Below are 23,347 nucleotides of genomic sequence, written 5' to 3'. Positions count from 1 at the left end.
GGGAATAGGCTGGCGATTATACGGAAGCCATGCTGAGCCGAAGCTGAAGTCCGGCGTCGGAATCGTCACGCAAAATAACAAGAGCCCGTTGCCATGTCCCGAGCCGCCCGCCTCGACAGCGCCCATATCACCCCCAGCGCCCATTACACCGGCTACGTCTGGTATCGCCACCACCTGGCCGACGAGTCCTTCGTCACGCCGTTCGGACGCCTCGCCCATGCCGCACTGGCGCCGGTCAACTGGGGCGCGCGTCTGGCCTTCGGCCTGGATGTGGAGCGTTTCCTGCTGCAGCGCCACCTGCTGATCGACGCCCTGTTGCGCCAGGCCATCGAGCAACATGGGGTGCGCCAGGTGGTGGAAATCGCCTGCGGTCTGTCGCCCCGGGGACGGCGCTTCTGCTCGCGCTACCCGGATTTGCGTTACCTGGAGGCCGACCTGCCCCACATGGCGGCGCGCAAGCGCCTGCTGCTGCATGAGGAAGGGTGGCTGGATGCGCGGCATCAGGTGCGTCCTGTGGATATCCTTGTCGAGCAGGGTGGCAATGACCTGCAGGCGCTGTTCTCCGGCCTGGACCGCGAAGCGCCCGTGCTGGTGATCACCGAAGGGCTGGTGAACTACTTCGCCCTGCCGGTGATCGAGTCGTTCTGGACCCGGCTGGCGGCGCAACTGCGTGTGTTCCCATCCGCTACCTATCTCACCGACCTCTATCCCGATCTGCGTGAGCACCCGCGCTATCGCCAGCTGCGCTGGGGCATCGACATCGTGGGCCGGCTGACCCGTGGCCGCTACTACCTGCACTACGCAGGGGAGCAGGCCATGGTCGAGGGCTTTGGCGGCTGCGGTTTTACCGAGGTGCGCGTGCATGACCCGCAGGAGCTGGATGCCGCCCTGCGGGACGCCTGGCCGGCGCTGGTGCGGGTGGTGGAGGCGCGAATCTTGTAGGGGCGAATTCATTCGCCAAGGGATGCGCAGCAGCCCCTGCAATTCTGAAGGGCCGGCCCTTCGGCCCGGTTGGCGAATAAATTCGCCCCTACAGAGTTAGTGCGAACCTTTGCGTCAGCCAATGGCCACGGCGCGGGGTTCGGCCTGCACCACCTGCGCCGCCAGCGCCTCGCTGGCCTGCGCGTCGATGTGGGGGAATACCAGTGCCAGGCTGTCGCGATCCCGGCGCAGCGGCAGCAGGTCCAGTGCCGGCAGGTCGCCGGTCTGCAGGCGCCAGCCGCGCTCCGGCAGCGTCGCCGGTAGATTGCCCTGCACCAGACCACCAAAGAAACCCAGTTCGCTGACTTCCACCGGCCACTCGCCGGCTTCGGCGTGGAACATACGGCCGCGCCGGTTCAAGGGCGCCACCCTTGGCTCCTGGCGCCGTTCCAGGCAGTCCAGGCGGCTGCGCGAGAGCCGCGTGGCGCCTGGGTTGGCCAGGGGCAAGGTGGTGCCCCGGAGAAAGGGTCGGTAGAAGCTGGCGCAGGCCTCGCGCTGTTCGAACTGGGCCAGGTGGTCGGCATTGTGGATAAGCGCACAGTCGGCATTGGCGCAGGCGGCGGCGAATCCGGCGTGCTCCCAGGGCTGGGTGAAGTGGTCGTATTCGCCGGCCAGGACCAGGGTAGGGCAGGCCGGGTGCCGGTCGAATCCGGTGAAATCCAGCAGTCGGCGGCTATTCTGACGGTAACGTTCGACTTCCTGCGGGGAAAGTCGATGCATCTGCCGTAAAAGCGACTTGCGGAATGCCTGCGGGACACCGGTCTCTTCCAGGCGCAAGGGGTTGACCAGGCCGGTCAGTGCCCCCTGGGCGAAGCGCTGGGCCTGGCCCTCGGCCAGCAGGTCGAGGCCTTCCTCGAGCAGGCGTCGCGCACCGGGGCGGCCGAAGGCGGTGATGCCGGCGAGCAGCAGGCGGGCGCAGCGCTCGGGGTGGCGTACGGCGAACAGCGCAGCCAGGGCCGAGCCATAGGACAGGCCGATGGGCATCAGGGGCGGCAGCCGCAGTTCCGTGGCGAAAGCGGCGATCAGGTCGGCCAGTTGTTCCAGGGCGAGTTCCGGCGCCAGCTGCAGGTTGCTGCCCTGGCTGGGCAGGTCGAGGAGAATCACCGGATGGTGCGGTAACAGCTCCTGCACTTCCGCGCCGAAGGAGCGGAAGCTCTGGAACGCGCCGCCGAGCATCAGCACCGGTTCCCGGCTGTCCTCGGCGTGGCGGGAAAAGGCCAGGAAATGCAGGGACCAGGGGCCGATCCGGAGGACGCGGGGAGCATCGGCCAGCCGCTGCGGGGCGAAGTCGGTCTGGTAACGCATGGCGGATTCTCCGGCGCCGGGGCGCTTGTTGTTGTTCTGCGACGACTCGGAATGCAAGGTAAACAGCACGGTCGATTTTGGTTACCCAACCTTCGGGCGGCGGGGCTGGCCGGGTGTCACCGTGCCGGCCGCGGCCCGCTTGGGCCGGGGGCTCTGCCGTTACCGTCGGCTGGCCGGTCTACCATCCGCCCGGCGCCGCTGGGCGCGGACGAGCGCGGTCGCTATAATCAGCCGCTTTCCCTTCGCCAGAACCCGAGACCATGACCGAGTCCGTTCTCGATTACATGACCCGCCTGGGCCGCGCCGCACGCGCCGCCTCGCGCGTGGCCGCCCGTGCCAGCACCGCGCAGAAGAACCGCGCCCTGCTGGCTGCCGCCGATGCCCTGGACGCCGCCCGTGCCGAGCTGTCCGCCGCCAATGAGCAGGACCTGGCCAATGGCCGGGCCAATGGCCTGGAACCAGCCATGCTCGACCGCCTGGCCCTGACCCCGGCGCGCATCGACGACATGATCGAGGGCCTGCGTCAGGTCGCCACCCTGCCGGACCCCATTGGCGAGATCCGTGATATGCGCTATCTGCCGTCCGGTATCCAGGTGGGCAAGATGCGTGTGCCGCTGGGCGTGATCGGCATCATCTACGAGTCGCGTCCCAACGTGACCATCGACGCCGCCAGCCTGTGCCTGAAGTCCGGTAACGCCACCATCCTGCGTGGCGGCTCCGAGGCCATCCATTCCAACCAGGCCATCGCCGCCTGCATCCAGAAGGGCCTGGCCGAGGCCGGCCTGCCCAGCGAGCTGGTGCAAGTGGTGGAAACCACCGACCGCGCCGCCGTGGGCGCGCTGATCAGCATGCCGGAGTACGTGGACGTGATCGTCCCGCGCGGTGGCAAGGGCCTGATCGAGCGCATCAGCCGCGAAGCCAAGGTGCCGGTGATCAAGCACCTGGACGGCATCTGCCACGTCTATATCGACGTCGCCGCCGACCTGGACAAGGCGATCCGCGTGGCGGACAACGCCAAGACCCAGCGTTACGCGCCGTGCAACACCATGGAAACCCTCCTGGTGCACAGCGCCATCGCCGCTCGCGTGCTGCCGCCGCTGGCCGCCATCTACCGCGACAAGGGCGTTGAGCTGCGCGGCGATGCCGCCACCCGCGCGCTGCTGGGCAGCGATGTGCTGGAAGCGACCGAGGAAGACTGGCGCACCGAGTACAACGCGCCGATTCTCTCGATCCGCATCGTCGACGGCCTCGATGCGGCCATCGAACACATCAACACCTACGGCTCGCAGCACACCGACGCCATCATCACCGAGAACTTCAGCGACGCGCGGCGCTTCCTCACCGAGGTGGATTCCGCTTCGGTGATGGTCAACGCCTCGACCCGCTTCGCCGATGGTTTCGAGTACGGCCTGGGGGCGGAGATCGGCATTTCCACCGACAAGCTGCACGCTCGCGGCCCGGTCGGCCTGGAAGGCCTGACCAGCGAGAAGTACGTGGTGTTCGGCGACGGTCACGTACGCACCTGATGGGCAAGCGCATCGGCCTCTTCGGCGGCACTTTCGATCCCGTGCACATCGGTCACCTGCGGGGTGCCCTGGAAGTGGCCGAGCAGTTCGGCTTCGACGAGCTGCGCCTGATCCCCAGCGCGCGTCCGCCGCATCGCGAGACCCCGCAGGTGTCGGCGGATCAGCGCCTGGAAATGGTCCGACTGGCGGTGGACGGTGTCGCGCCGCTCTTGGTGGACGATCGCGAGCTCAAGCGCGAGCGGCCCTCCTGGACCATCGAAACCCTGGAGTCCCTGCGCGCCGAACTGGACGCCGAGGACCAGTTGTTCCTGCTGGTGGGCTGGGACGCTTTCTGCGGGCTGCCGAGCTGGCACCGCTGGAGCGAGCTGCTGGACCACTGCCACATCCTGGTGCTGCAGCGGCCCGATGCCGACAGCGAGCCGCCGGAAACCCTGCGCGACCTGCTGGCCGCGCGCAGCGCGGTCGATCCGCAATCCCTGTTGGGGCCCGCCGGGCAGATCGCCTTCGTCTGGCAGACGCCCCTGGCGATTTCCGCCACCCAGATTCGCCAATTGCTGGGGGAGGGGCGCTCGGTGCGCTTCCTCGTGCCCGACGCCGTATTGGTCTATATCCATGCGCACGATCTGTACCGTGCGCCGAACTGATTCACTGAGGTAGTTGAACCCGATGCAAAACGAAGAACTCGTCAAGGTCGCCATCGCGGCCCTGGAAGACCTGAAGGGTCAGGAAATCACCACCATCGACGTGCGTGGCAAAACCAGCATCACCGATTTCATGGTGATCGCCAGCGGTACCTCCGGTCGCCATGTGAAGTCCATGGCCGAAAACGTGCTGGAGAAGGTCAAGGAGCAAGGCGTGCGCCCACTGGGCAGCGAAGGCCTGGACGGCGGTGAATGGGCCCTGCTGGACCTGGGCGATGTGGTGGTGCACGTGATGCAGGTGGCCACCCGCCAGTTCTATGACCTGGAGCGCCTGTGGCAAGGCGCCGAGCAGAGCCGCGCCCACCACCACCACGAATAAGCGGGGCGTCCCTTGCGTCTTCGTCTTATCGCGGTCGGCTCGCGCATGCCGCGCTGGGTGGAAGAGGGCTGGCAGGAGTACGTCAAGCGCCTGCCGTCCGAGCTCAGCCTGGAGCTGGTGGAAATCCCCCTGACCACGCGCGGCAAGAACGCCGACGTGGCGCGGATGATCCGCCAGGAGGGCGAGGCCATGCTGGCCAAGGTGCAGCCGGGGGAACGCATCGTCACCCTGGAAGTCCAAGGTCGACCCTGGAGCACCGAGCAGCTGGCGGCCGAGCTGGATCGCTGGCGCCTGGATGCGCGTACCGTCAACCTCATGGTCGGCGGCCCGGAAGGGCTGGCGCCGGAGGTCTGCGCGCGCAGCGAGCAGCGCTGGTCGCTATCGCCGCTGACCCTGCCGCACCCCCTGGTCCGCATCCTCATCGGTGAGCAGATCTACCGTGCCTGGACCGTGCTGTCCGGCCACCCCTACCACAAGTAAGTCCTGGTCATGCCGCAACCGATCCGCCTGAAAGACCACGAAAAGGATGCCCGCCTGGTGCGCCAGCGCGTGATCGTGGGCGCGGTGGCGGTATTGATGCTGACCTGCGCGCTGATCGCCCGTCTCTATTACCTGCAGGTAATCCAGTACGAGTACCACTCGGCTCAGTCCGAGAAGAATCGAATTCACGTGCAACCGATTCCGCCCACCCGTGGGCTGATCTTCGACCGCAATGGGGTGATCGTCGCCGATAACCGGCCGAGCTTCAGTCTCAGTGTCACCCGCGAGCGGGCCGGTGACTGGCAGAAGACCCTCGATGTGATAGTCGAAGTGCTGGAGCTGACCCCGGACGACCGCGTGCTGTTCGAGAAGCGCATGAAGCAGGGTCGCCGCCCCTTCGAGCCGGTTCCCATCCTCTTCGAGCTGACCGAAGAACAGATCGCGCGGGTGGCGGTGAACCAGTTCCGCCTGCCTGGCGTGGAGGTGGTGGCGCAACTGGTGCGGCACTATCCGCAGGGTGCGCATTTCGCCCATTCGGTGGGTTACGTGGGGCGGATCAACGAAAAGGAACTCAAGCAGCTCGATTCGACCAACTACGCCGGTACCCACCATATCGGCAAGACCGGCATCGAGCGCTTCTACGAAGCGCAGCTGCATGGCGAGGTAGGCTACGAGGAAGTCGAGACCAATGCTCGTGGCCGCGTCTTGCGGGTGTTGAAGCGCACTGACCCGAAGCCCGGCACGGACCTGGTGCTGACCCTTGATGTGCGCCTGCAGGAAGCCGCTGAGCAGGCCCTGGCGGGACGCCGTGGCGCCATCGTCGCCATCGAGCCGTCCAGTGGCGACGTGCTGGCCATGGTCAGCCAGCCGAGCTTCGACCCGAACCCCTTCGTCACCGGCATTAGCTTCAAGTCCTATGCCGAGTTGCGCGATTCCATCGATCGGCCGCTCTACAACCGTGTGCTGCGCGGCCTCTACCCGCCGGGTTCGACCATCAAGCCGATGGTGGCGGTGTCCGGCCTGGACGCCGGCGTGGTAACGCCGGCCTCGCGCGTGTTCGACCCGGGTTTCTACCAGTTGCCGAACTACGACCACAAGTACCGCAACTGGAACCGCTCCGGTGACGGCTGGGTGAACATGGAAACCGCGATCATGCGGTCAAATGACACCTATTTCTATGATCTTGCCCACAAGATGGGCATAGATCGCCTCCACGACTACATGAGCCGCTTCGGCTTCGGCCAGCGCGTGGCGCTGGACATGTTCGAGGAGTCGTCCGGGCTGATGCCCTCCCGCGAGTGGAAGCGTGCCCGCTACCGCCAGGCCTGGTTCCCGGGTGAGACCCTGATCCTCGGCATCGGCCAGGGCTACATGCAGGCCACGCCGCTGCAGCTGGCCCAGGCCGTTGCGCTGATGGCCAACCGTGGCAAGTGGATCCGCCCGCACCTGGCCAAGACCATCGAGGGCCAGCCGCCGGTGGACCCCGAGCCGATGCCGGACATCGTCCTGCGCGATCCGAAATACTGGGATTACGGCCGCATCGGCATGGAACAGGTGGTTCACGGCGCCCGTGGCACCGCGCACAAGGTGGGCGCCACCTCGGTCTATCGCATCGCCGGCAAGTCCGGTACTGCCCAGGTGGTGGCGATCAAGCAGGGCGAGAAGTACGACCGCAACAAGCTGCAGGAGCGCCATCGCGACCACGCGCTGTTCGTCGCCTTCGCCCCTGCCGAGGATCCGAAGATCGCCGTGGCGGTGATGGTGGAGAACGGCGAGTCCGGTTCCGGCGTCGCCGCCCCGGTGGTCAAGCAGGTGATGGACGCCTGGCTGCTCGGTGAAGACGGCCAGTTGAAACCCGAGTTCCGCCCACCGCAGCCGTTGGCGGACCAGCAGAGCGCCAATCGATGAACAGCAATTTCGATCGCACCATCTCCCAGGAGGACGTGCTCAAGCGCCGCGCCACCCTGCTGCAGCGCATGCACATCGATGGCTGGCTGCTGCTGATCCTCCTGTTGCTCGCCGCCGGCAGCCTGTTCGTCCTCTATTCGGCCAGTGGCAGGCACTGGGACCTCCTGGCCAAGCAGGCCAGCTCGTTCGGCCTGGGCCTGGGGGCGATGGTCGTCATCGCCCAGTTCGAGCCGCGCTTCATGGCGCGCTGGGTTCCCCTGGGTTATGTGGTGGGGGTGGCCCTGCTGATGGCGGTGGAGGTCATGGGCCACACCGCCATGGGCGCCACCCGCTGGATCAACATTCCCGGGGTGATCCGCTTCCAGCCTTCGGAGTTCATGAAGATCATCATGCCGGCGACCATCGCCTGGTACCTGTCGCGGCACAACCTGCCGCCCAAGCTCAGGCATATCGCCATCAGCCTGGTGCTGATCCTGGTGCCCTTCGTGCTGATCCTCAAGCAGCCGGACCTCGGCACCGGCATGCTGATCCTCGCCTCGGGCGCCTTCGTGCTGTTCATGGCCGGCCTGCAGTGGCGCTGGATCTTCGGTGCGGTGGCGGCGGTGGTCCCGGTGGCGGTCGGCATGTGGTACTTCGTCCTGCACGACTACCAGAAGCAGCGCATACACACCTTCCTCGATCCGGAGAGCGATCCGCTGGGTACCGGCTGGAACATTATCCAGTCGAAGGCGGCCATCGGTTCGGGCGGGGTGTTCGGCAAGGGCTGGCTGCTGGGCACTCAGTCGCACCTGGATTTTTTGCCCGAAAGCCACACGGACTTTATCATTGCGGTCCTCGGCGAAGAGTTCGGCCTGGTGGGCGTCTGCCTGCTGCTGCTGGTCTACATGCTCCTTATCGGCCGTGGGCTGGTGATCACCGCCCAGGCCCAGACCCTGTTTGGCAAGCTGATGGCGGGCAGCCTGACCATGACCTTCTTCGTATACGTGTTCGTCAACATCGGCATGGTCAGCGGACTCTTGCCGGTCGTGGGGGTACCCCTGCCCTTCATTAGCTACGGCGGAACCCATCTGGTTACGCTGCTGTCTGGGTTCGGGGTGTTGATGGCGATTCACACCCATCGCAAGTGGATCGCCCAGGTTTGAAACGAGTGAACGATTTGAAAGCACTGCGCAAGTGGATGCAGTTGGGCGCCAGTGGCGCCGCCCTGGTCGGACTGCTGGGGGCAGCCGCACCGGCACTTTCCGGGGACTATGAGGGATCGCCGCAGGTGGCCGAGTTCGTCGCTGAGATGACCCGTGACTACGGCTTCGCCGGCGAGCAACTGGTGGACCTGTTCCGCGAGGTGGAGCGCAAGCAGTCCATTCTCGACGCCATTTCCCGACCCGCCGAGCGGGTCAAGCCGTGGAAGGAATACCGTCCGATCTTCATCACCCCGGCGCGCATCCAGAAAGGCGTGACCTTCTGGAACCAGCACGCCGATGCCCTGGCCCGCGCCGAGAAAGAATACGGCGTACCGGCCCAGGTGATCGTGGCGATCATCGGCGTCGAGACCTTCTACGGTGGCAACACCGGCAACTTCCGCGTGATCGACGCGCTGTCCACCCTGGGCTTCGACTACCCGCCGCGCGCCGACTTCTTCCGCAAGCAGTTGAAGGAATTCCTCCTGCTGGCCCGCGAGGAACAGGTCGATCCGCTGGTGCTCAAGGGTTCCTACGCCGGCGCCATGGGCCTGCCGCAGTTCATGCCGAGCAGCTTCCGCGCCTACGCCGTGGATTTCGACGGCGACGGCCATATCGATATCTGGAACAACCCGGTGGATGCCATCGGCAGTGTCGCCAGCTACTTCAAGCGCCATGGCTGGGTCTCCGGCGGTCCGGTGGTCAGTCGCGCCCAGGTCCGCGGCGTGCGAGTCGACGAAGGGTTGACCCAGGGGCTGGACCCGGTGAAGAACGTCGGCGATCTTAGGACGCTGGGCTGGGCAAGCAGCGACGCACTGCGCGATGATGTGCCGGTTACGGCCTTCAGGCTGGAGGGTGACGAGGGAGCGGAGTACTGGATGGGATTACCGAACTTCTACGTCATTACCCGCTACAATCGCAGCGTGATGTACGCCATGGCCGTGCATCAGCTTTCCGAACAGCTGGTCAACGCAAGGGGCGGGCGTTAACCGATGCCACAACCGATAAGAGTCGCCGTATACGGCGCCGTAGCATTGTTGCTGGCCAGCTGCTCGAGCAGCCGCGCGCCGGAGCCGGTCCAACCCGGCGGGCCGATTTCCGGCCCCGGCGATTATTCGCGTCCGCACAGGGACGGCGCGCCCTGGTGGGACGTCGACGTCTCGCGCATTCCCGATGCCGTACCCATGCCGCACTACGGCGCGGTCAAGGCCAACCCCTATACGGTGCTGGGCAAGACCTACTACCCGATGGACGACGCGCGCCGCTACCAGGCGGTGGGTACCGCATCCTGGTACGGCACCAAGTTCCACGGCCAGGCCACCGCCAACGGCGAGGCCTACGACCTCTATGGCATGACCGCAGCGCACAAGACCCTGCCGCTGCCGAGCTATGTCCGGGTGACCAACCTGGACAACGGCCGCAGCGTGATCCTGCGGGTCAATGACCGCGGCCCGTTCTACTCCGACCGCATCATCGACCTGTCCTTCGCCGCGGCGAAGAAGCTCGGTTATGCCGAGACGGGCACTGCCCACGTCAAGGTGGAAGGCATCGATCCGCAGCAGTGGTGGGCGGCCCAGGGCCGTCCGGTGCCGATGGTGCTGGCGCAGCCGAAAATGGCCGCCAAGCCCCAGGCCCAGCCGCAGCCGGCCGTCCAGGTGGCCAGCGCGCCGATCGAGCAGTACACCCCGCCGCCGCAGCAACACGCGGCCGCCGTCCTGCCCGTGCAGATCGACGCAAAAAAAAACGATTCACTCGCAGCCTCTGGCCTGTATCTCCAGGTGGGCGCCTTCGCCAATCCGGACGCTGCGGAACTCCTCAAGGCCAAGCTGAGCGGGACGGTGAGTGCCCCGGTCTTCATCAGCTCGGTCGTGCGCAACCAGCAGATACTGCACCGGGTACGCCTGGGGCCGATCGGAACGCAGGGTGAGGCGACGGAGGTACAGAATACTGTGCGCCTGGCCAATCTCGGCCAACCGACCCTGGTGAAGCCGGACTGACGGCTTCTCTTATTTGCCCGCAAGGGCCTGTTAGACCATTAGCTACTTCTCAGAGAGACGGATGAACATCTTCAGCTTCGCCAAACGCCTATTACTGCCCGCAGCCCTGCTCATCGTCGCGCCGGTCTCCATGGCGAACCAGCAGGTCGTCCCGTCGGCCCCGCAACTGGCCGCCAAGTCCTACGTGCTGATGGACGCCCAGAGCGGACAGGTGCTGGTGGAGAACAACGGCGACCAGCGCCTGCCCCCGGCCAGCCTGACCAAACTGATGACCGCCTATATCGCCACCCTGGAGATCCGCAAGGGCCAGATCGGCGAGAGCGATCCGGTGACCATCAGCGAGCACGCCTGGCGTACCGGCGGTTCGCGCATGTTCGTCCAGGTCAACACCCAGGTAACCCTGAGCGACCTGCTGCACGGCATCATCATCCAGTCGGGCAACGATGCCAGCGTGGCCGTGGCCGAGCACATCGCCGGCAGCGAAGATGCCTTCGCCGACATGATGAACACCACTGCCGAGAAGCTCGGCATGAGTGGCAGTCACTTCATGAACGCCACTGGCCTGCCGGACCCGGAGCACTACTCCACGGCTCATGACATGGCTCGCCTGGCCCGCGCGATCATCTACGAAGATCCGGCCCACTACGCGATCTACTCCCAGAAAGAGTTCTTCTGGAACAACATCAAGCAGCCCAACCGCAACCTGCTGCTGTGGCGCGACAAGACCGTCGACGGCCTGAAGACCGGCCATACCGACGAAGCCGGCTACTGCCTGGTGGCCTCCGCCGTGCGTGACAACATGCGCCTGATCGCAGTGGTCTTCGGTACCAACAGCGAGCAGGCCCGCGCGGCCGAGACCCAGAAGCTGCTGACCTACGGCTTCCGCTTCTTCGAAACCCAGACCTTCTACCAGAAGGGTGCCGAACTGGCCAAAGCCCAGGTGTGGAAGGGCTCGACCCGTGAAGCCAAGGCCGGCCTCGCTCAGGACCTGACCCTGACCCTGCCCAAGGGCCAGGCCAAGAAACTGCAGGCCAGCATGACCCTCAACCCGCAGCTGATCGCGCCCATCAAGCAAGGCGACGTGATCGGCAAGGTGGAGGTCAAGATGGAGGACCAGGTTGTCCACAGCGCCGACCTGATCGCCCTGGAGACCGTCGAGGAAGGTGGCTTCTTCCGCCGCCTGTGGGATAGCATTCGCCTGTTCTTCTACGGCCTGTTCAACTGACCAACTGAGCCGACGCCTCGCGCCCTACCTGGGCCCGGGGCGTCCGCATCGCGGATCACGAGTCCGCCGCTGCCATGACCGATACTCCTGACGTACAACCCCCGAAAATCGAGTTCCCCTGCGAGCGCTACCCCATCAAGGTGATTGGCGACTCCTTCGACGGCTTCGCCGACCTGGTGATCGAAATCATCCGGCGCCATGCGCCCGATCTCGATGCCTCCACCCTGGTGGTGCGCGACAGCCGCAACGGCCGCTTCCTCTCGGTGCAGGTGCTGATCACCGCCACCGGCGTCGATCAGTTGCAAGCCATCCATGTCGACCTGCGCGCCACTGGCCGCGTGCACATGGTGCTGTAGTGCCACCTGCCGAACTCATCGTGCGTCACTTGGGGCTGGTGGACTACCTGCCGACCCTGGAGGCGATGCGTCGCCTGACCACCGAGCGCGACGAGCGGACGCCCGACGAAATCTGGCTGCTGCAGCATCCCAGGGTGTTCACCCAGGGCCAGGCCGGCAAGGCCGAGCATCTGCTGGCACCGGGAGACATTCCGGTGATCCAGGTCGAGCGCGGTGGCCAGGTCACCTACCATGGCCCCGGCCAGTTGGTGGCCTATCTGATGCTGGACCTGCGCCGCCTGGGACTGGGCGTGCGCGAGCTGGTCACGGCCATGGAGCAGAGCCTGGTCGATGTGCTGGCTGCCTATGGCGTCGAGGCGGCGCCCAAGGCGGATGCGCCCGGCGTCTATGTCGAAGGCGACAAGATCGCCTCGCTGGGGCTGCGGGTCAGCCGGGGCTGCTCCTTCCACGGCCTGGCGCTCAACGTGGATATGGACATGTCGCCCTTCTGGCGGATCAACCCTTGCGGCTACGCCGGACTGAAGATGGTGCAGCTCAAGGACCTGGTCGAGACGCCGCCGCAGTTCGATGAGGTGGCGCAGCACCTGGAGCAGGCCCTGCGCCGGCGGCTGGGCTACACGCGGTAGAAGCACGTTCCCGGAAAAACGACGGCCCCCTCTCCCATCGGGAGAGGGGGCCGTTTCGTTTGCTCGCGTCTGATTACCCGCTGCAATCACCCCAGCCCTCTCCCTCGGGAGCGGGCTGGGCAGTTCCTGCTCAACCCAGGTTGAGTGTCGGAATGAGGCTCGAGTCGAGGGGCTGGCCCGGTACCGGAACGGGCGCCGCCAGGCCCAGGTTGTTCTTCTCGAACACCCGATCGGCGCGGTAGCTGGAGCGCACCAGCGGGCCGGCTGCGACTTCCATGAAGCCCTTCTGCAGGCCGATATCGCGGAAGCGGTTGAACTCTTCCGGGCTGACCCAGCGCTGGACCTTCAGGTGGTTACGGGTGGGCTGCAGGTATTGGCCGAGGGTGAGAATGTCGACGCCGATGGCGCGCAGGTCGTCCATGGTTTCGATGACTTCCTCGTCGGTCTCGCCCAGTCCCAGCATCAGGCTAGTCTTGGTAAGAACCTGCGGGCGGTGGCGCTTGGCATGCTCCAGCACGCCCAGGGTCTTCTCGTAGCCGGCGCGCGGGTCGCGCACCACATGGGTCAGACGCTTGACCGTCTCGACGTTCTGCGCGAACACCTCAAGGCCGGAGTCCACTACCTGTTCGATCGCCTCATGAACGCCATCGAAATCCGGGGTCAGGGCTTCCACGACCACCTGCGGCGTGCGCTCCTTGATGGCGCGCACGCAGGCCGCGTAATGGCTGGCGCCGCCATCGTCGAGGTCGTCGCGATCCACCGAAGTCAGCACGATATAGCGCAAGGCCATCAGCTCCACCGACTTGGCGGTGTTCTGTGGCTCTTCCTGATCCAACCAGCCGTTGGGGTTGCCGGTGTCCACGGCGCAGAAGCGGCAGGCACGGGTGCACACCGAGCCCATCAGCATGATGGTGGCGGTGCCGTTGGACCAGCACTCACCCATGTTCGGGCAGTGCGATTCCTGGCACACGGTGCTCAGGCGATGCTCGCCGACATTGCGCTTGACCGCCTCGAAGCGGCTACCGCCCGGTGCCTTTACCCGCAGCCACTTGGGCTTGGGTTCGAATACCTGGGGTTCGGCCGAGGGGCGGCGCTTCTGGCCATCCTTGATCGCGGTGATGCCCTGGGCAGTACGAAACTTTTCGCCGCTGGCGACGGGTTTGGACGAGTCTGTATCGGACATCGGAAATCTGGCTCCGCGAGAGGCTCGGTTGGCTGCCGCAGGGGGCAAAAGGGGTTGCGCAGTTTATCACAAAGGTGCCTGCACGAGCGGGCGGCCGTCTGGAGGCGGGAGCCTTCAGCGCCCCTCTCCCAAGGGTGGGCCGAGCAACGAGCAAGGGCCCCGAGGGGCCCTTTCAATTCGGGACCGCTGCGCGGTCCTTGGCGAATGAGTTCGCCCCTACACGGGTGGGGTAAACCGGATGTGGGTGGAAAGTGCAAAGCAATTTCCACCAGACGGGGCGAGGCTTCGTAGCTGTTACGACTCGGGTTGTCTGGCTAGAGCGACGGAACCGACCAGGTAGGGTGCGCCGTGCGCACCAAGGGTTGAGCGAGGCGCAGGGGCTGATCCCGCGATCGGTGCGCATGGCGCACCCTACGGTGGGGCGAGTGCAGAAGCCTCGCCCCAGGTGCGTAGGTAGGCCCCGCCAGTTACCCCTCACTGCAGTCGCAGGTTCTCCAGTAGTTTCTGGGTGGGGAAGCCGTCCGCCGGCCAGCCCAGGCGCTGTTGGTAGCCGCGGATCGCCTTGCGGGTGTTGGCGCCGATGATGCCGTCTGCGGAGCCGGGGTCATAGCCGGCCGCGCTCAGGGACTCCTGCAGTTCGACCCTTTCGCTGCGGCTCAGCGGACGCTCGTCCCGGGGCCAGTTGCCGACAATCTGGCCGCCGCCGTCGAAGCGCTCGCCGAGCAGGCTGACGGCGAGGGCGTAGGACGAGGAGTTGTTGTACTTGAGGATGGCGCGGAAATTGTCCAGCACCAGGAAGGCCGGACCCCGATGGCCGGCCGGCAACAGCAAGGAGGCGGACTCTCCAGCCAGGCTGGCCGCTTGTGGGCTGACCTGCACGCCCATGGCCTGCCACTGCGCGACCGATTTGCGGATGTCGGCGTCGGCATGGGCGTAGTCGAAGCCGGCGGGCAGTTGCACCTGCAGTGCCGCGGGTTGGCCCTTGCGCCAGCCGGAGGCCTGCAGGTAATGCGCGGCGGAGGCCAGGGCATCGGCCGAGGAATTCCAGATGTCGCGGCGGCCGTCGCCATCGAAGTCGACCGCGTGGCTGTTGTAGGTGGTGGGGATGAATTGGGTCTGGCCCATGGCGCCTGCCCAGGAGCCAAGCATGCTGGCTGGCTGGATGTCGCCGTGCTGGAGGATCTGCAGGGCGGCCAGCAATTGCTCGTGGGCGAAGGCAGGACGCCGGCCTTCATAGGCCAGGGTGGCCAGGGAGCGGATCACCGACTTGTCGCCCATGAACTGGCCGAAGCTGCTTTCCATGCCCCAGATAGCCACCAGCGGCTCGCGGTCGACGCCGAAGCGCTGCTCGATGGCGTCCAGGGTGGCCGCGTGTTCGGCGATCAGGGCCTGACCCTTGCGGACCCGATAGGTCGACATGGCGCCTTCCAGGTACTCCCAGACCGGCCGGGTGAATTCGGGCTGGCTGCGGTCGGCGGTGATCACCGTGGGGTCGGGGGTGATTCCGGCGAAGGCGCGATCGAAGAGGCTGGCATCTATGCCGTTGGCCAGGGCCTCGCGGCGGAAACCATCGCGCCAGTCATTGAAGCTGATGGCCGGCATCACCACCGGGGCCTGTGCAGGTGCCGCGGGGGTTTTGGCGGCCGGTTGGCTGGCCTGGGGCAGGGGCGCGCTGGCGGGCTTCTGGGCAGGCGCTTCGGCGCAGGAGGAAAGCAGGGCAAGGCTGGTGGCCACGGCCAGGCTGCGGAACATCTGGCCAGGGGCTGGGGCGTCGAACATACCGGGGTCTCGAGGCAGACGAATCAGCCGCGACCTTAACACGTCTCGGCCTTTTCACGCCGCTATAAGCGACGAAGCCTCCCAATTGTGGGAGGCTTCGCGGCGGTAACTTCCTTTGCCTTTCAGGGGCTTTTCCTGGCGGCAGCGGAAGAGGGGTTGGGCTACCAGGGATTTCGCGCGATCGGGCGCGCCGTTCTTGCGTTTCTTGGCCATGGACTGTCCTCGCTTGGCGCCCGCAGTGGCGCGGGCGCGCGCATCATCGACCCCTGCTCGGAAAATGTCCAGCTATTGGGCGGAAAGCGGCAGACGCTGGCCAGCCAGCAGCAGCGCAAGACGGGCGAGGCCGTTCCAGGGATCGCCGGGTGCCTGGCCCTTGATTTGCGCGTCGATGCGCTGGGCATCCAGCAGCAGCTGGTTCCAGCGGGATGCCGGGTGGCGTTGCAGGGCGCGGGTGACCAGCGGGCGGCGCTTGTCCCAGACCGGCGGGCGGGCTGCGGCGAAGGCCTTTTCCAGGGGCACGCCCTGGCTGTACTGCTGGGCCAGGCCGGCCAGCAGGCGCAGTTCGCGGGCCAGGGCCCAGAGGATCACCGGTGGTTCCACGCCTTCGCCGCGCAGGCCTTCCAGCGTGCGCAGGGTATGGGCCGGTTCGCCGTTCAGGGCAGCATCGATCAGGCCGAAGACGTCGAAGCGCGCGCTGTCGGCCACCGCCGCCTGGACGGTGGCGGCATCGACCTGGCCACCTTCGGCCAGCAGCTTGAGTTTCTCGATCTCCTGGGCGGCTGCCAGCAGGTTGCCTTCGACCCGCGCGGCGATCAGGTCGACCGCCTCCTGGTTGGCCGCGAGCCCGGCCTGAGACAGGCGCTGGCGTATCCACTGGGGCAGGTTGTGGGCCTCGATGGGCCAGATCTGGATGAACTGGGCGTCCGGCCCGTCGATCAGGGCCTTGGCCCATTTGGTCTTCTGGGTGCTGCCGTCGAGCTTGGGCAGGCTCAGCAGCAGCACGGTGTCTTCCGGCGGCCGGGCCAGGTACTCCAGCAGCGCAGCGGCGCCCTTGTCCCCCGGCTTGCCCGAAGGCAGGCGCACTTCCAACAGGCGTTTCTCGGCGAACAGCGAGAGGCTGGCTCCGGCTTCCAGCAGCAGGCCCCAGTCGAAGTTGGCCTCGGCGTTGAACACCTGGCGTTCGCTGAAGTCCCGCGCGCGAACACTGGCGCGAATGGCGTCACAGGCTTCCTGGCAGAGCAGGGGCTCGTCGCCGCTGACGACGTAGACCGGGGCCAGCTGGCCCTGCAGGTGTTTGCCCAGTTGTGCGGGGTTGAGTTTCATAGGCGCAAATGATCGGGGCCGCTGGTGCGGCCCCTGGTACTCACTGGATGGGCAGTTGCAGCGGCGATTGCTGCGGTTGCTGGGCCTCTTCGGCCTGGCGCGCGGCTTCCGCCGCATCGGCTTCGGCCTTGGCCTTGGCTTCGGCGGTCTGCTGCAGCTGGTCGAGCTGGGCCGGGGTGATCATCTGCAGGCGCATGACCATCTGCTGGACCATTTCATGGCGCATTTCCTGGCGCAGCTGGGCCGCTTCCTGGTCGGAACCGATGAGGTTGTTGCTGTCGTGCACGTAGTACTTCTGCACGGTCAGCCTGTCGTTCATCAGCAGCAGATCGTTGTTGCCGCGGATCTCGTACTGCAGGACCTGGGTCAGCTCGTACTCGGCGCTACGGGCACCCGTGGTGTAGGAGGCGCTGCGCTGGGACTCGTCCTCGCGCGCCAGCACCAGGGTGTAGGGCGCGCCGGCATGGACGTTGACGCCATTGTCTTCCAGCGCCTTGCGCACGTCCTTCAGGGTCTGGCCGTACTGGTTGCGGGCCGTCACGTCCATTTCGGTGAGGGCGAAGTCGGCGTCGCTGGTGCCGCGCAGATGGAAGCCACAGGCGCTCAGCAGCGTGGCGAGGCCCAGGACCAACAGATTCCGTTTCATCATCGTTTTGCTTTCCCCTTGGCGAGCATTCCGGCGCCGCTCCTTCCAGGAGGGCGCCGGCTTCGATCAGTTGGCGACTATGTTGACCAGTTTGCCGGGCACCACGATGACCTTGCGGATGGTCAGACCGTCGGTGAAGCGCAGCACGTTCTCGTTGGCCCGTGCGGTGGCTTCCACGGCTTCGCGGCTGGCATCGGCCGGTACTTCGATGTGACCGCGCAGCTTGCCGTTGACCTGAACTACCAGCTGCAGGCTGTCCTGCACCAGCGCCGCTTCGTCGATGGCCGGCCAGGTGGCATCGATGACGGCGTCGGCATGGCCCAGTTCGCGCCACAGCTCATGGCTGATGTGCGGGGTGATCGGGGCCAGCAGCAGAGCCACGGTCTCCAGGCCTTCCTGCAGCAGGGCGCGGTCTTCGGCGCTGGCCTGCGGGGCCTTTTCCAGCACGTTCATCAGGGTCATCACGGCGGCGATGGCGGTGTTGAACTTGTGGTACTGGCCGATATCCTGGCTGGCCTGCTTGATCGCCATGTGGATCGCGCGGTGCACGGCCTTCTGGGCGTCGTCCAGGGCGCTGCGGTTCAGCTCGCCCGGCAGGCCCGCGGCGACGTGGCCCTGGGCCAGGCGCCAGACGCGGCGGAGGAAGCGGCTGGCACCTTCGACGCCGGAGTCGGACCACTCCAGGCTCATGTCCGGCGGCGAGGCGAACATCATGAACAGGCGGCAGGTGTCGGCACCGTACTGGTCGATCATCGCCTGCGGGTCGACGCCGTTGTTCTTCGACTTCGACATCTTCTCGGTGCCGCCGATTTCCACCGGCAGGCCGTCGGTCTTCAGCTTGGCGCCGATGACCTTGGCCTTGGCGTCACGCTCGACCTCGACGTCGGCCGGGTTGAACCAGTCCTTGCCGCCGTTGGAAGCGGTGCGGTAGTAGGTCTCGGCGACCACCATGCCCTGGGTCAGCAGGTTCTTGAACGGTTCGTCGGAGCTGACCAGGCCTTCGTCACGCATCAGCTTGTGGAAGAAGCGCGCGTAAAGCAGGTGCAGGATGGCGTGCTCGATGCCGCCGATGTACTGGTCCACGGGCAGCCAGTGGTTGGCCGCGGCCGGATCGACCATGCCCTTGTCGTAGTTCGGCGAGGCGTAGCGGGCGAAGTACCAGGAGCTTTCCACGAAGGTGTCCATGGTGTCGGTTTCGCGCTTGGCCGCGGTGCCGCACTTCGGGCAGGTACAGCCGTAGAACTCGGGCATCTTGGCCAGCGGGCTGCCGGCGCCGTCCGGCACCACGTCTTCGGGCAGCACCACCGGCAGCTGGTCCTCCGGCACCGGCACGTCGCCGCAGTTCGGGCAGTGGATGATCGGGATCGGGCAGCCCCAGTAGCGCTGGCGGCTGATGCCCCAGTCGCGCAGGCGGAACTGGGTGCGGGCCTGACCGAGGCCTTTCTTCTGCAGGGCCACTTCGATGGCGTCGAAGGCGCCCTGGTAATCCAGGCCGTCGAATTCGCCGGAGTTGATCAGTTGGCCGTGCTCGCCGTAGGCGTCCTGCCACGGGGCCGGGGTTTCGTCGCCGGCGGCGGTGCGGATCACCGGCTTCACCGGCAGGTCGTACTTGTGGGCGAAGGCGAAGTCGCGCTCGTCGTGGGCCGGTACGGCCATCACGGCGCCTTCGCCGTAGTTCATCAGTACGTAGTTGGCGACCCACACCGGCAGCTTGTCGCCGGTCAGCGGGTGCTCGACGAACAGCGGAGTGGGCAGGCCCTTCTTCTCCTGGGTGGCGATGTCGGCTTCGGCGACGCCGCCGCGCTTGCACTCGTCGATGAAGGCCTGCAGCTCGGCGGCCTTGTCGGCCGGCAGCTTCTGCACGGCCAGGGTGGCCAGCGGGTGCTCGGCGGCGACGGCGACGTAGGTGGCGCCCAGCAGGGTGTCCGGACGGGTGGTGAAGACCTTCAGCGCGCCTTCCTGGCCGATGCTGGCCTGGTCGAAGGGGAAGGCGACTTCCATGCCGCGGGACTTGCCGATCCAGTTGCGCTGCATGGTCTTGACCTGCTCGGGCCAGCCGTCCAGGTCGTCGAGGCTGCTCAAGAGTTCATCCGCGTAGGCGGTGATCTTGAAGTAGTACATCGGGATCTCGCGCTTCTCCACCAGCGCGCCGGAACGCCAGCCGCGGCCGTCGATGACCTGCTCGTTGGCCAGTACGGTCTGGTCCACCGGGTCCCAGTTGACGGTGCCGTTCTTGCGATAGATCACGCCCTTCTCGAACAGCCTGGTGAACAGCCACTGCTCCCAACGGTAGTAGTCGGGCTTGCAGGTGGTGACTTCACGGGACCAGTCGATGGCCAGGCCCAGGCTTTTCAGCTGGGACTTCATGTAGTCGATGTTCTCGTAGGTCCACTTGGCGGGCGCCACGTTGTTCTTCATCGCGGCGTTTTCCGCCGGCATGCCGAAAGCGTCCCAGCCCATGGGCTGCAGCACGTTCTTGCCCTGCATGCGCTGGTAGCGGGCGATCACGTCGCCGATGGTGTAGTTGCGCACGTGCCCCATGTGTAGCTTGCCGCTCGGGTAGGGGAACATCGACAGGCAATAGAAGGTGTCCTTGCCGGGCTGCTCACTCACTTCAAAGGATTTATGCGCGTCCCAGTGGGCTTGCGCGGCGGCTTCGATTTCGCGGGGCTGATACTGTTCGTGCATGGCTACTGGCGCTGGAGGATTGGGTTCCCTGGGGCCGATTGCGCGAGCGGTCGCTGCGGCGCCGACCCCGTCGGGAAACGGAAATTCAAGCGACGTAGCATACATGACCCCCATCGGCCTAGGGAAACCCTGAATTCGCGGGCGGGCGTCTGTCGGCAATCCCCGCGCCGTTTGTCGCGGGCACCTTGCAGCAGGGAACCGAACGCTAAGCTTTTCATAAGCAAGGCAAGCGTTTACGTGGTACGAGGTGCTGGATGGCTGAATTGCGGCGGACGGATTCAGGGAACGGGCTTTACGAACGGTTGTTGCACCGGTTGGCCCTGGCGCTGGATGAAGCGGATACGGCGGTTCGCTTACGCGACGAGGAACCGCTCGAACTGGAACTCAAGGGGCTGACCCCCGCGGAGATGGAGCTGATCCGCGCCTATCTGGATCGCGACATGCGCTGGCTCCGAGGCTGGCATGCCGCCGCCGAGGAGTTGGCGGCCATCGAGGAGCTGCCACGGCGCTCCGCCAAAGTCGAGCACGGCCCTGACAGGGCCTTCACCCTCAAGCCCAGGCCGACGTTCAAGCGCCGCCAACAGTTGTGTTGCGCCATGTGCGGCACGCCGGCGATCTGGCAGCGTGGCCAGGGTGTGCAGGCCTGCATGTCCTGCGGCTCGCAGCTTTTCCGCACGTCCAATCCCCGCTAGGCTCCGGGCACCATGGAGGTGCCCATGCCGATTCGTTACATCCTCAAGCAATTGCTGCTGCCGCCCGGCGGCTTGTTGTTGCTGTTGCTGTTCGCCTGGTGGCTGCGCCGGCGCATGCCTCGATTGTCCGCGGTGTGCTTCGTCGCGGGCGTGGGTGGCCTCTGGCTGATGAGCCTGCCGATCGTGGTCGAGTGGTCGGCCAGGGCCCTGGAGCGCGAACCGCCCCTGGCGGAGGCGGAATGGTCGCGCCTGCCTGAGCGGGTGGATGCCATCGTCGTGCTGGGGGGCGGACGCGAACGTGACGATCCGGCCTGGCGGAGCGATCAGCCATCGCTGGTCGCCATGGAGCGGGTGCGCTATGCGGCACGTCTGGCCCGCGCCAGCGGCCTGCCGCTACTGACCAGTGGCGGCCTGCATTTCGGCGAGCCGCCCAGCGAGGCGCAGCTCATGGCCGACACCTTCAAGCGTGATTTCGGCCTGGAGGTGCGCTGGCAGGAGGATGAGAGCCGTACCACCTGGGAGAACGCCGCCTACAGCGCGAAGCTGCTCCAGCCCCAGGGAATCCGCCGGGTGCTGCTGGTCACCCAGGCTGCACATATGCCGCGGGCGCGCTGGTGCTTCGAGCGCGCGGGCTTCGAGGTGGTGAGCGCACCCATGGGCTACCTGGGCGTGCCCAACGGCCGGCCGCTGGGTGGCTGGCTGCCGGAGAGCAAGGCGGTGTGGCAGAGCGGGATGCTGCTGAACGAAGCCGTGGGGCTGCTGGCCTATCCGTTGGCCTATCGGTGACCTGGGGACGACCGGGCCGCTTTGCGGCCCTTCGCGAATGAATTCGCTCCTACAGCGATTGCCCCCACACAACCTGTCAGACCGTCTTGGCGATGCGGCCGGCCATCAGCGCCCAGGCGAACAGGAGGCCGCAAAGGATCACCAGCGGCCAGGCGCGCCATTGCAGGTACGGCGTCAGGCCCTGCATGGGCAGGACTTCCCCGTAGAGCACGCCTTGCTGGAACTGCGGGATGCTCTCGGTGACCTGGCCGAACGGGTCGATCAGCACGGTGATGCCGTTGTTGGTGGCGCGAATCATCCAGCGGCCGGCTTCCAGGGCGCGCATCTGCGCCATCTGCAGGTGCTGCAGCGGGCCGATGGAGGTGCCGAACCAGGTGTCGTTGCTCACCGTCAGCAGTATGTCGCTGTTGGCCGCCAGCTCGGCGGCGAACTCGGGATAGACCACTTCGTAGCAGATGTACGGGGCAATGCGGTAACCCTTGGCCAGCAGTGGCGGCTGGTTGGAATCGCCACGGGCGAAGTCGGACATCGGCAGGTCGAAGAAGGCGATCAGCCCGCGCAACAGGTCCTGCAGCGGCACGTACTCGCCGAACGGGACCAGTTTCTGCTTGAGGTAGGTGCCTTCACCCTGGCCCGTCACGGTGATGCCGTTGTAGTAACGCTTCTCGCCGCGTTCGTTGGTCTGCCGGATCGGCACGCCGGTGATCAGCGCGGACTGGCGGTCGTTGGCGAAGCGGCCCATCACGCCGAGGTAGCCGTCGACGAACTCCTTGAGCACCGGTACCGCGGTCTCCGGCCAGACGATCAGGTCGGCCTTCTCGGCGCTGAAGGTCATGTCCCGGTAGAGGGCCAGTTGGGCGTTGAGCTGCTCCGGGTCCCACTTGAGGTTCTGATGCACGTTGCCCTGCATGGCCGCCACCTTCAGCGGCGCGCCGGCGGCCTGGGTCCAGGCGTGGCCCTTGAGCGCCAGTCCGGCGGCCCAGGGCGCGATCAGCAGGACCAGGCCGGCGCCGAGGAAGGCCGGGCGACTGCGCAGGCGCGCCAGGTTCACCAGCAGTGCGGCGGTCAGGGCGAGGGCGAAGGACACCAGCCAGACGCCACCCACTGGCGCCAGTCCGGCCAGCGGGCCTTCCAGCTGGCTGTAGCCGGCGTAGAGCCAGGGAAAACCAGTGAGGAACCAGCCGCGGAAAGCTTCCTGGGCCAGCCAGAGCGCGGCGAAGGCCAGGGTGTCGGCCAGGGCCGCTTCGCTGCGGCGCAGCCAGCGCGCCCAGACCAGCGCCGGCAGGGCGAAGAACAGGGCCACGCCAGCGCTGAAGCCGACGGTGAGGAAGGCTGCCAGGGGCACCGAGGCGGCACCATAGTCGTGGATGCTGACGTAGATCCAGCTGGTGCCGGCGAGGAACAGTCCCAGCCCGTAGCACCAGCCGCGCCAGAACGCGGCCTTGGGCGCGAGGTCGCGCAGGCCCAGGTAGAACAGCGCCAGTGACAGCAGTTCCAGGGGCCAGAAATCGTAGGGCGCGAAGGCCAGGGGGGTCAGGGCGCCGGCGGCCAGCGCCAGCAGGTTGCCCGGCCAGCCGGGGCGGGTGATCCAGTTCATGCTCGTTCCTTGGGCGGATAGGGAGCTGGAATAGCGTGCGGGGCAGGATTA

Annotated in this window: 22 protein-coding genes; 14 read left to right on the top strand and 8 right to left on the bottom strand. The window is 66.3% G+C overall.

What is annotated here, in order from left to right:
* Window positions 1-93: 93 nt before the first annotated feature.
* Window positions 94-942, top strand: a complete 849-nt coding sequence (locus tag ACFW0H_RS15455) for a class I SAM-dependent methyltransferase (RefSeq protein ID WP_422914769.1) — start codon at window positions 94-96, stop codon at window positions 940-942.
* A gap of 114 nt (window positions 943-1,056) precedes the next feature.
* On the opposite strand, the gene ACFW0H_RS15450 is transcribed toward ACFW0H_RS15455, so the two are convergent.
* Complete coding sequence (locus ACFW0H_RS15450) at window positions 1,057-2,286, bottom strand: alpha/beta fold hydrolase (RefSeq protein ID WP_422914768.1); 1,230 nt, start codon at window positions 2,284-2,286, stop codon at window positions 1,057-1,059.
* Between the two features lie 260 nt (window positions 2,287-2,546).
* On the opposite strand from ACFW0H_RS15450, the gene ACFW0H_RS15445 reads away from it, so the two are divergent.
* From ACFW0H_RS15445 to lipB, 11 genes are all read left to right on the top strand, one after another.
* Window positions 2,547-3,812 carry a glutamate-5-semialdehyde dehydrogenase gene (locus ACFW0H_RS15445; protein ID WP_422914767.1) on the top strand — a complete coding sequence of 422 codons (1,266 nt, stop codon included), beginning with the start codon at window positions 2,547-2,549 and terminating at the stop codon, window positions 3,810-3,812.
* Window positions 3,812-4,456, top strand: a complete 645-nt coding sequence (gene nadD, locus ACFW0H_RS15440; RefSeq protein WP_422914766.1) for a nicotinate-nucleotide adenylyltransferase — start codon at window positions 3,812-3,814, stop codon at window positions 4,454-4,456. Before ACFW0H_RS15445 ends, nadD begins: the two co-directional genes overlap by 1 nt.
* A gap of 22 nt (window positions 4,457-4,478) precedes the next feature.
* Window positions 4,479-4,832, top strand: a complete 354-nt coding sequence (rsfS, locus tag ACFW0H_RS15435) for a ribosome silencing factor (protein WP_422914765.1) — start codon at window positions 4,479-4,481, stop codon at window positions 4,830-4,832.
* 12 nt (window positions 4,833-4,844) lie between these two features.
* Window positions 4,845-5,312 (top strand): 23S rRNA (pseudouridine(1915)-N(3))-methyltransferase RlmH, encoded by a 468-nt coding sequence (gene rlmH, locus ACFW0H_RS15430; protein WP_422914764.1) that lies wholly within the window; start codon window positions 4,845-4,847, stop codon window positions 5,310-5,312.
* A gap of 9 nt (window positions 5,313-5,321) precedes the next feature.
* A complete protein-coding gene (gene mrdA, locus ACFW0H_RS15425; protein WP_422914763.1) occupies window positions 5,322-7,220 on the top strand; it encodes a penicillin-binding protein 2 in 1,899 nt (632 codons plus the stop codon).
* Window positions 7,217-8,362, top strand: a complete 1,146-nt coding sequence (gene rodA, locus ACFW0H_RS15420) for a rod shape-determining protein RodA (RefSeq protein WP_422914762.1) — start codon at window positions 7,217-7,219, stop codon at window positions 8,360-8,362. The genes mrdA and rodA overlap by 4 nt, the downstream gene beginning before the upstream one ends.
* Before the next feature lie 35 nt (window positions 8,363-8,397).
* A complete protein-coding gene (gene mltB, locus ACFW0H_RS15415) occupies window positions 8,398-9,387 on the top strand; it encodes a lytic murein transglycosylase B (RefSeq protein ID WP_422914909.1) in 990 nt (329 codons plus the stop codon).
* 3 nt (window positions 9,388-9,390) lie between these two features.
* Window positions 9,391-10,395, top strand: coding sequence for a septal ring lytic transglycosylase RlpA family protein (locus ACFW0H_RS15410; RefSeq protein WP_422914761.1), 1,005 nt, complete (start codon window positions 9,391-9,393; stop codon window positions 10,393-10,395).
* A gap of 61 nt (window positions 10,396-10,456) precedes the next feature.
* A complete protein-coding gene (locus ACFW0H_RS15405) occupies window positions 10,457-11,620 on the top strand; it encodes a D-alanyl-D-alanine carboxypeptidase family protein (protein WP_422914760.1) in 1,164 nt (387 codons plus the stop codon).
* Window positions 11,621-11,694: 74 nt separating this feature from the next.
* Window positions 11,695-11,976, top strand: a complete 282-nt coding sequence (locus tag ACFW0H_RS15400) for a DUF493 domain-containing protein (RefSeq protein ID WP_422914759.1) — start codon at window positions 11,695-11,697, stop codon at window positions 11,974-11,976.
* A complete protein-coding gene (gene lipB, locus ACFW0H_RS15395) occupies window positions 11,976-12,602 on the top strand; it encodes a lipoyl(octanoyl) transferase LipB (protein WP_422914758.1) in 627 nt (208 codons plus the stop codon). Before ACFW0H_RS15400 ends, lipB begins: the two co-directional genes overlap by 1 nt.
* Before the next feature lie 130 nt (window positions 12,603-12,732).
* Here lipB and lipA read toward each other — a convergent pair whose 3' ends face one another.
* The 6 genes from lipA to leuS all read right to left on the bottom strand — a co-directional run bounded on the left by lipA (window position 12,733) and on the right by leuS (window position 20,221).
* The gene (lipA, locus tag ACFW0H_RS15390) at window positions 12,733-13,785 is read right to left on the bottom strand and encodes a lipoyl synthase (protein ID WP_422914757.1); all 1,053 of its coding nucleotides are present in this window, start codon (window positions 13,783-13,785) and stop codon (window positions 12,733-12,735) included.
* 474 nt (window positions 13,786-14,259) lie between these two features.
* On the bottom strand, window positions 14,260-15,564 hold the full coding sequence (locus tag ACFW0H_RS15385; RefSeq protein WP_422914756.1) for a lytic murein transglycosylase: 1,305 nt from the start codon (window positions 15,562-15,564) through the stop codon (window positions 14,260-14,262).
* 54 nt (window positions 15,565-15,618) lie between these two features.
* Complete coding sequence (gene arfA / locus ACFW0H_RS15380; RefSeq protein WP_422914755.1) at window positions 15,619-15,777, bottom strand: alternative ribosome rescue factor ArfA; 159 nt, start codon at window positions 15,775-15,777, stop codon at window positions 15,619-15,621.
* A gap of 72 nt (window positions 15,778-15,849) precedes the next feature.
* On the bottom strand, window positions 15,850-16,887 hold the full coding sequence (holA, locus tag ACFW0H_RS15375; RefSeq protein ID WP_422914754.1) for a DNA polymerase III subunit delta: 1,038 nt from the start codon (window positions 16,885-16,887) through the stop codon (window positions 15,850-15,852).
* Between the two features lie 40 nt (window positions 16,888-16,927).
* Window positions 16,928-17,536: an LPS-assembly lipoprotein LptE gene (locus tag ACFW0H_RS15370; RefSeq protein WP_422914753.1), complete on the bottom strand. Its 609-nt coding sequence runs from the start codon at window positions 17,534-17,536 to the stop codon at window positions 16,928-16,930.
* A 63-nt stretch (window positions 17,537-17,599) separates the two neighbouring features.
* Window positions 17,600-20,221, bottom strand: coding sequence for a leucine--tRNA ligase (gene leuS / locus ACFW0H_RS15365; protein WP_422914752.1), 2,622 nt, complete (start codon window positions 20,219-20,221; stop codon window positions 17,600-17,602).
* 254 nt (window positions 20,222-20,475) lie between these two features.
* Here leuS and ACFW0H_RS15360 point away from each other — a divergent pair, with 254 nt between their 5' ends.
* Both ACFW0H_RS15360 and ACFW0H_RS15355 read left to right on the top strand, forming a co-directional pair.
* Window positions 20,476-20,913 carry a hypothetical protein gene (locus tag ACFW0H_RS15360; RefSeq protein ID WP_422914751.1) on the top strand — a complete coding sequence of 146 codons (438 nt, stop codon included), beginning with the start codon at window positions 20,476-20,478 and terminating at the stop codon, window positions 20,911-20,913.
* Between the two features lie 24 nt (window positions 20,914-20,937).
* Window positions 20,938-21,699, top strand: a complete 762-nt coding sequence (locus ACFW0H_RS15355; RefSeq protein ID WP_422914750.1) for a YdcF family protein — start codon at window positions 20,938-20,940, stop codon at window positions 21,697-21,699.
* 76 nt (window positions 21,700-21,775) lie between these two features.
* Here ACFW0H_RS15355 and lnt read toward each other — a convergent pair whose 3' ends face one another.
* Window positions 21,776-23,296: an apolipoprotein N-acyltransferase gene (lnt, locus tag ACFW0H_RS15350; RefSeq protein ID WP_422914749.1), complete on the bottom strand. Its 1,521-nt coding sequence runs from the start codon at window positions 23,294-23,296 to the stop codon at window positions 21,776-21,778.
* Between the last annotated feature and the right edge of the window lie 51 nt (window positions 23,297-23,347).

The organism is Metapseudomonas cellulosilytica (genome assembly GCF_049334135.1).
Lineage (GTDB): Bacteria > Pseudomonadota > Gammaproteobacteria > Pseudomonadales > Pseudomonadaceae > Metapseudomonas.
This window is presented reverse-complemented; position numbering and strand designations above follow the sequence as displayed.

What these genes read in the sequence shown, in the direction of transcription:
- mrdA (WP_422914763.1), top strand. Translation starts at nt 5,322, where the DNA reads ATGCCGCAACCGATCCGCCTGAAAGACCACGAAAAGGATGCCCGCCTG.
- ACFW0H_RS15445 (WP_422914767.1), top strand. Translation starts at nt 2,547, where the DNA reads ATGACCGAGTCCGTTCTCGATTACATGACCCGCCTGGGCCGCGCCGCA.
- ACFW0H_RS15455 (WP_422914769.1), top strand. Translation starts at nt 94, where the DNA reads ATGTCCCGAGCCGCCCGCCTCGACAGCGCCCATATCACCCCCAGCGCC.
- ACFW0H_RS15450 (WP_422914768.1), bottom strand. Translation starts at nt 2,286, where the DNA reads ATGCGTTACCAGACCGACTTCGCCCCGCAGCGGCTGGCCGATGCTCCC.
- holA (WP_422914754.1), bottom strand. Translation starts at nt 16,887, where the DNA reads ATGAAACTCAACCCCGCACAACTGGGCAAACACCTGCAGGGCCAGCTG.
- arfA (WP_422914755.1), bottom strand. Translation starts at nt 15,777, where the DNA reads ATGGCCAAGAAACGCAAGAACGGCGCGCCCGATCGCGCGAAATCCCTG.
- ACFW0H_RS15355 (WP_422914750.1), top strand. Translation starts at nt 20,938, where the DNA reads ATGCCGATTCGTTACATCCTCAAGCAATTGCTGCTGCCGCCCGGCGGC.
- nadD (WP_422914766.1), top strand. Translation starts at nt 3,812, where the DNA reads ATGGGCAAGCGCATCGGCCTCTTCGGCGGCACTTTCGATCCCGTGCAC.
- ACFW0H_RS15385 (WP_422914756.1), bottom strand. Translation starts at nt 15,564, where the DNA reads ATGTTCGACGCCCCAGCCCCTGGCCAGATGTTCCGCAGCCTGGCCGTG.
- lipA (WP_422914757.1), bottom strand. Translation starts at nt 13,785, where the DNA reads ATGTCCGATACAGACTCGTCCAAACCCGTCGCCAGCGGCGAAAAGTTT.
- mltB (WP_422914909.1), top strand. Translation starts at nt 8,398, where the DNA reads ATGCAGTTGGGCGCCAGTGGCGCCGCCCTGGTCGGACTGCTGGGGGCA.
- ACFW0H_RS15370 (WP_422914753.1), bottom strand. Translation starts at nt 17,536, where the DNA reads ATGATGAAACGGAATCTGTTGGTCCTGGGCCTCGCCACGCTGCTGAGC.
- rodA (WP_422914762.1), top strand. Translation starts at nt 7,217, where the DNA reads ATGAACAGCAATTTCGATCGCACCATCTCCCAGGAGGACGTGCTCAAG.
- rsfS (WP_422914765.1), top strand. Translation starts at nt 4,479, where the DNA reads ATGCAAAACGAAGAACTCGTCAAGGTCGCCATCGCGGCCCTGGAAGAC.
- ACFW0H_RS15360 (WP_422914751.1), top strand. Translation starts at nt 20,476, where the DNA reads ATGGCTGAATTGCGGCGGACGGATTCAGGGAACGGGCTTTACGAACGG.
- ACFW0H_RS15405 (WP_422914760.1), top strand. Translation starts at nt 10,457, where the DNA reads ATGAACATCTTCAGCTTCGCCAAACGCCTATTACTGCCCGCAGCCCTG.
- ACFW0H_RS15400 (WP_422914759.1), top strand. Translation starts at nt 11,695, where the DNA reads ATGACCGATACTCCTGACGTACAACCCCCGAAAATCGAGTTCCCCTGC.
- ACFW0H_RS15410 (WP_422914761.1), top strand. Translation starts at nt 9,391, where the DNA reads ATGCCACAACCGATAAGAGTCGCCGTATACGGCGCCGTAGCATTGTTG.
- lnt (WP_422914749.1), bottom strand. Translation starts at nt 23,296, where the DNA reads ATGAACTGGATCACCCGCCCCGGCTGGCCGGGCAACCTGCTGGCGCTG.
- leuS (WP_422914752.1), bottom strand. Translation starts at nt 20,221, where the DNA reads ATGCACGAACAGTATCAGCCCCGCGAAATCGAAGCCGCCGCGCAAGCC.